Origin of the sequence: Mesorhizobium sp. M7D.F.Ca.US.004.03.1.1 (genome assembly GCF_003998635.1) — a bacterium.
Taxonomy (GTDB): Bacteria; Pseudomonadota; Alphaproteobacteria; order Rhizobiales; family Rhizobiaceae; genus Mesorhizobium; species Mesorhizobium loti.
On record NZ_RZQG01000360.1, the window covers coordinates 1 to 5,707 of the forward strand.

The following is a 5,707-nucleotide window of genomic DNA, read 5'->3' on the forward strand; positions in this document are numbered from 1 at the left end:
GTGCTGACCAATCTCGGCCAGACCGCGATGACGGCCACCGACGTCATGATGATGGGTCGTCTGGGCCCGGATACGCTGGCCAGCGGCGCGCTTGGCGCCAACCTCTATTTCATGCCGCTGATCTTCGGCCTCGGCCTGATGCTGGCGACCTCGCCGATGATCGCCACCGAGCTTGGCCGCCGCCGCTATTCGGTGCGCGACCTGCGCCGCACCGTGCGCCAGGGCCTGTGGCTGGCGATCCTGATCTCGATTCCGATCTGGCTCGTGCTTTGGCACGGCGAAGCCATTCTGCTGGCGATGGGCCAGGAGCCGGCACTGGCGCATCAGGCCGGCATCTATCTGCGCTGGCTCGAATGGGCGGTGCTGCCCTTCTACGGCTATATCGTGCTGCGCTCATTCATTTCGGCACTGGAACGGCCGGGCTGGGCGCTGGTCATCGTCTTCGTCGCCGTCGCCTGCAACGTCTTCTTCAACTGGGTGTTCATGTTCGGCAATCTCGGCGTGCCGGCCATGGGCATCTCCGGATCGGGCCTTGCGACCTCGCTGTCCAGCACGCTGATGTTCGTCGGCATGGCTGTCGTGGTGATGCTGGAGGAGAAGTTCCGGCGCTACCGTCTGTTCGGGCGTTTCTGGCGCGCCGACTGGCCACGCTTCAAGGGCCTGTTGCGGCTCGGCCTGCCGATTGCCGGCATCCTCGCCTTCGAGGTGACGATCTTCAACGCGGCCGCCCTGCTGATGGGCCTGATCGACGCGGATTCGCTGGCCGCGCATGCCATCGCCATCCAGATCGCCTCGATCAGCTTCATGGTGCCGCTTGGCCTCAACCAGGCGGTGACGGTGCGCGTCGGCCTTGCGCACGGCGCCGGCAATCCGGAAGGCGTTTCGCGCGCCGGCTGGACCGCCTTTGTCATCGGCGTCTCGTTCATGGCGCTGATGGGGCTGGTGATGATCCTTTGGCCGCATCCGCTGATCAGCGCCTTCATCGATCTGGGCAATCCGGCCAATGCCAGGGTGATCGCACTTGCCGTGTCGTTCCTGGCCTTCGCCGCGCTGTTCCAGGTCTTCGACGGCGCGCAGGCGGTGGCCGCCGGCATGCTGCGCGGCCTGCACGATACCAAGGTGCCGATGATCTATGCCGCGATCGGCTATTGGGGCGTCGGCCTGCCGCTCGGCGTGCTGCTCGCCTTCCATTTCGGCCTGCATGGCGTCGGCATCTGGATCGGCCTGTCGTCTGGGCTGGCCGTGGTGGCGGCCCTGCTTCTCGGGCGCTGGCTGCGGCGGGATCGCCTGGCGCCGCCATTGGCGTTGGGACATTGAAAGCGAAACGGCTGGTGCCGGGGCGGCCTTTATGTATGTCCCACATTGTGGCTCACTAACGGCGCCTCCAGAAAATGCCGCGAAACCTTCGCTAAGCGCCATAAGCCGACGCTTAGTCCCGAAGCAATGAACGTCTCAATAGGGGCCGGCAACAGTCTGACCGCTTTAAGCAGCCAATTTGCAAAAGCTGTCCTTGGCCTAGCTTCGGTAGGCGTCGCAGTTTGACCAATGTCGCCGTTGGCTAAGTGGCGTCTTTCACAATTGTGCCGAGCGGCCGTTCAGTTTCGAGCAGATTGCTGCGCGTCCTCCGAAGCCCCAGGCTAGGCGGTGGTGTCCTCCGCGATCCGGCTCAGCAACTCGGCGACATCGTCTGGTGCGGTCACCATGGCGTCGTGTCCTGTCCGCAACTCGTGGTAGTCTTCGATATCAGCGGCTTGCGCGCTCTTTGGCTGGCCAAGTGCTTTGTCGCCGATGCAATTGACGTAGGTCCGCGGCACCTGTGGGAAACTCGCGCTCAGTTTGACCGGCTCCCTGAAGGTGCGGATCGGGTGCGCGGTAAGCCTCGGCATTACCCAGCTTACGTCCTTCTCCTCCTTCAACCCGAGGAATTGCACGGTCGCCGCGCTGGCGGGGATGCGCCAGCCCTCACCCCCGACGCGCGCCTGCTCCTCGAAATAGTCCTTGGCCTGCGCCGATGCACAGTCGTACAGGCACTGGCCGTCGCGGGGGACGATGGCGTCGAGATAGATAACTCGCGCTACCCGGCCGGCCGCCCTGTCCGCGGCTGCCGAGACCACGATTCCGGCGTAACTGTGTCCAACCAGGACAACGTCTCGCAAGTCCTCGGTCTCCAACACACCGAGCACATCGCAAATGTGCGTTTCCAGGTCGATGTCAGGAGAGGCGAGATGTGCTCGCTCACCGAGACCGGTAAGCGTGGGGGTATACAGATCGCTGCCCGGCACCTTCAGTGACTGAGCGAGCTTGCGCCAACACCACCCCCCATGCCATGCGCCGTGCACCATAACAAAGGTTGTCATCGGTCGCCCCGCTTCACCTCCATAGCTGCGGAGATATCCCGCACACACTCTCTACCCCCAAAGCTCGGGACTAGAAAGCTCCGCGCTTCGGCGCGCGTCCGTGCGTTCATGGTTTTCGGGGCCATGGGCGGTACGCCTGACAACGTCTCGTTCTGTGGCGCTCTGCCGACCAACAAGTGCTGCTTTCGAATGTCTGCTATTGGGCGAAGCAATTCTGGATCAAGGCGGCCGACATGAGGCACAATGCAGTCGTGCGCGCTTTCACTTGTGAGCGTCTCCTTGGGTCAGAAGCTGACGAATCCTAACGTCATCAAATGGCCAAAGGAGGCATTCGAACGCTAACCGGAAGCACAGCTTCCTAGCTTGCAGTCGCCGTTGGTGGTGGTCAACACAACATGCCTTCGGCTCAGCGCGCCGGCATCTGCTTTTCGAGTTTGCGCGCGTATTGCGTCAACGGAAAGCACATGACGAAGAAGATCAGCGCCACAAGCCCATAGACCTTGAACGGCTCGAAGGTCGCATTGTTGATGGCGTTGGAGGTCCGCACCAGCTCCTCGAAGCCGATGATCGAGGTCAGCGCCGTCGATTTGATCAGCTGCACCAGGAAGCCGACCGTCGGCGCGCGGGTGATCGAAAAGGCTTGCGGCAGGATGATCAGCCGCAGTTCCTGCAGATAGTGCAGGCCGAGGCTGGCGCCGGCGTCCCATTGGCCCAATGGTAGTGCCGCGACCCCGGAGCGCCAGATTTCGGCGAGATAAGCGCTGGCGAAGAAGGTGAGGCCGAGCACCGCTGCCGTCCATGGCTCGATGCGCAGGCCGAGCATCGGCAGGCCGAAGAACATCAGGAACAGTTGCATCAAGAGCGGCGTCCCCTGGAACAGGGCGATGTAGCCGGAGGCGATGCGCCGGCTCCATTTGTTCTTGGCGATCCTGAAGAACAGGACGATCAGGCCGACGATGCCGCCGCCGATGAAAGCGGCCAGCGACAACAGCACCGTCCAGCGGGCGGCAAGCAACAGGTTGCGCACGATGTCCCAGAAGGTGAATTCGATCATGACACACCAGCCCCCAGGACGCGGCGTCCGCCTGTCACCAGCAGCCGGCGCAGTGCCATCGACAGGACGAGATAGACCATCGTCACGACAAAATAGGTCTCGAAGGAGCGGAAGGTGCGTGCCTGCAGCATGTCGGCCTCGTAGGTCAGCTCGCGCACCGCGATCTGCGACACGACCGCGGACTCCAGCATCATGATGACGATCTGGCTGGTCAGCGCCGGAAAGATCACCTTGAGTGCCTGCGGCAGCACGATCTTGATGAATACCTGGCGTGGCCTCAAGCCCAGTGCCAGGGCTGCTTCCGTCTGCCCGCCAGGCACAGCGTCAAGCCCGGCGCCGACGATCTCGATGGTGTAGGCCGCCATATTGAGCGTCATCGCCAGGATGGCGGCCAGCACCGGATCGAGCCTGATGCCGAGGCTGGGCAGGCCGAAGAAGATGAAGAAGAGCTGCACCAGGAACGGCGTGTTGCGGATGACTTCGACATACCAGGCGATGGCCCGCCTGAGCAGCACCGGGCCGTTTCGGCGTCCGGCGGCGCCCAGGATGCTGAGGACCGTTCCCGCGAGCGTGGTCACGGCGATCAACAGGATCGTCGTGAGTGCTCCGCGCGCGATGTCGCCGACAGCACCCGGAAGCCAGGCAAAGGCCACGGAAACTCAATCCTTGAGGTTGTCGGGGTTGAGCGGCGTCTTCAGCCAGGCTTTCGAGCTTTCGTCCAGCTTGCCGTCCGCCAGCATCTTGGCGACGGCATCGTTGACCGCCTTCTTCAGGCTGTCCTCGTTCTTGTTGAGGCCGATATGCGAAGGCGAGGTCAGAAGCTGGAACTTCTGCTCCGGCTTCAGCGCGTCCTGCTTGGCCAGCACCTGCGCGCCGACATCGTTGCCGACGACCATCAGCTGTGTCTGGCCGGAGATGAAGGCCTGGATCACCGAATTGTAGTTGTCGAAGCGCTTGATGTCGGCCGACGCGGGGGCTGCCTCGGTGAGCGAGGTGTCTTCGAGCGTGCCGCGGTTGACGGCGATCGACTTGTCGGCAAGGTCTTCCTTGCCCTTGACCGCCATCGCGGCCGGACCGATCACCGCGATGTAGTAGGGTGCGTAGGCGGCGGCGAAGTCGATGACCTGCTCACGCTCCTTCGAATAGCCGACGCTCATCAGGATATCGACGCGGTGGTCGTTGAGGTACGGGATGCGGTTCTGGCCCGTGACGGCGACGGGATTGAGCTTCACCTTGAGCGTGTCGGCAATGTATTGCGCGACGTCCATGTCATAGCCCTTGAGGCTCATGTCGGCGCTGGCTGAGGAGAAGGGCGGAAAATCGGCGAAGACGCCGACATTGATGGCGCCGGCTTTGGTGATGTCTGCCAGCGCATCGGCGCTGGCGGCCTGAATTGCGAGGCCGAAACCGGCCGTGCCAAGCATCAGCACGGTGGCAATGGATGTAAATGTCTTGCGGATTGTCATTGTTATTCCCCTGTCTGGACGCGTTGTTCGTTTGGGTCGGCCGTCGGCTCCAGCACGGCGGCCGCCTTTGCTTTTCTGAACGTCAGGCTCCCTTGCCTGTTATCGCCGGGCTGAACACCATCAGGCTCAGTATCTCGAACAGCACCTGTGCGGCGGCATGCGCCGTGTTGGTGGTGGCGTCGTATTGCGGCGCCACCTCGACGACGTCGCCGCCGACGATGTTGAGGCCCTTCATGCCGCGCAGCAGTTCGAGCACTTCGCGCGTCGTCAGCCCGCCGACTTCCGGCGTGCCGGTACCGGGTGCGAAGGCCGGATCGACGCTGTCGATGTCGAAGGAGACATAGGTCGGGCCGTCGCCGACGATCTTGCGCGCCTTCTCGATGATGGCGGGAATGCCGAGGCCGGTCACCTCCTCGGCATGGACCACGGTCATGCCGGACTCGTAGGTGAACTCCCACAGATATTCGGCTGAGCCGCGGATGCCGATCTGGATGGTGCGTGTCGGATCGAGCACGCCGTCAAGCACGGCGTTGCGGAACGGCCCACCATGGTGGAATTTGGTCATGTCGAACAGGCCACTGGTGTCGCAATGGGCATCGATGTGGATCAGGCCAACCGGGGCCTTCTTGCCGACCGCCTTCAGGATCGGATGGCTGATCGAATGGTCGCCGCCGATCGAAAGCGGGATGACGCCGGCATCGACGATCTGGTTGGTGCGGCGCTCGATATCCTCATGGCTGATCTCCAGCCGGTAGCGGCTGCGGAACGGCGTATCGCCGATGTCGGCGACCCTGAGCTCATGCGTCGGCGCGCATTCCAGCACGTGATTG

At 63.1% G+C, this 5,707-nt stretch carries 6 protein-coding genes; 1 reads left to right on the plus strand and 5 read right to left on the minus strand.

What is annotated here, in order from left to right; translation table 11 throughout:
* On the plus strand, window positions 1-1,317 hold a 1,317-nt coding region (locus EN935_RS19755), incomplete at its 5' end, for an MATE family efflux transporter (protein ID WP_164771211.1).
* Between the two features lie 320 nt (window positions 1,318-1,637).
* On the opposite strand, the gene EN935_RS19760 is transcribed toward EN935_RS19755, so the two are convergent.
* The 5 genes from EN935_RS19760 to EN935_RS19780 form a co-directional block, all read right to left on the minus strand.
* Window positions 1,638-2,357 carry an alpha/beta fold hydrolase gene (locus EN935_RS19760; protein ID WP_127262602.1) on the minus strand — a complete coding sequence of 240 codons (720 nt, stop codon included), beginning with the start codon at window positions 2,355-2,357 and terminating at the stop codon, window positions 1,638-1,640.
* A gap of 406 nt (window positions 2,358-2,763) precedes the next feature.
* Window positions 2,764-3,411: an amino acid ABC transporter permease gene (locus tag EN935_RS19765; protein ID WP_109667181.1), complete on the minus strand. Its 648-nt coding sequence runs from the start codon at window positions 3,409-3,411 to the stop codon at window positions 2,764-2,766.
* A complete protein-coding gene (locus EN935_RS19770; protein WP_126067188.1) occupies window positions 3,408-4,064 on the minus strand; it encodes an amino acid ABC transporter permease in 657 nt (218 codons plus the stop codon). Before EN935_RS19770 ends, EN935_RS19765 begins: the two co-directional genes overlap by 4 nt.
* A gap of 6 nt (window positions 4,065-4,070) precedes the next feature.
* Window positions 4,071-4,877 (minus strand): transporter substrate-binding domain-containing protein, encoded by an 807-nt coding sequence (locus EN935_RS19775; RefSeq protein ID WP_126067187.1) that lies wholly within the window; start codon window positions 4,875-4,877, stop codon window positions 4,071-4,073.
* 82 nt (window positions 4,878-4,959) lie between these two features.
* Window positions 4,960-5,707, minus strand: a 748-nt coding sequence (locus EN935_RS19780) for an arginase family protein (RefSeq protein ID WP_127373547.1), incomplete at its 5' end; no start/stop codon positions are given.

Excerpts from the sequence above, each read along its gene's own strand:
- EN935_RS19775 (WP_126067187.1), bottom strand. The coding sequence starts at position 4,877 with ATGACAATCCGCAAGACATTTACATCCATTGCCACCGTGCTGATGCTT.
- EN935_RS19760 (WP_127262602.1), bottom strand. The coding sequence starts at position 2,357 with ATGACAACCTTTGTTATGGTGCACGGCGCATGGCATGGGGGGTGGTGT.
- EN935_RS19765 (WP_109667181.1), bottom strand. The coding sequence starts at position 3,411 with ATGATCGAATTCACCTTCTGGGACATCGTGCGCAACCTGTTGCTTGCC.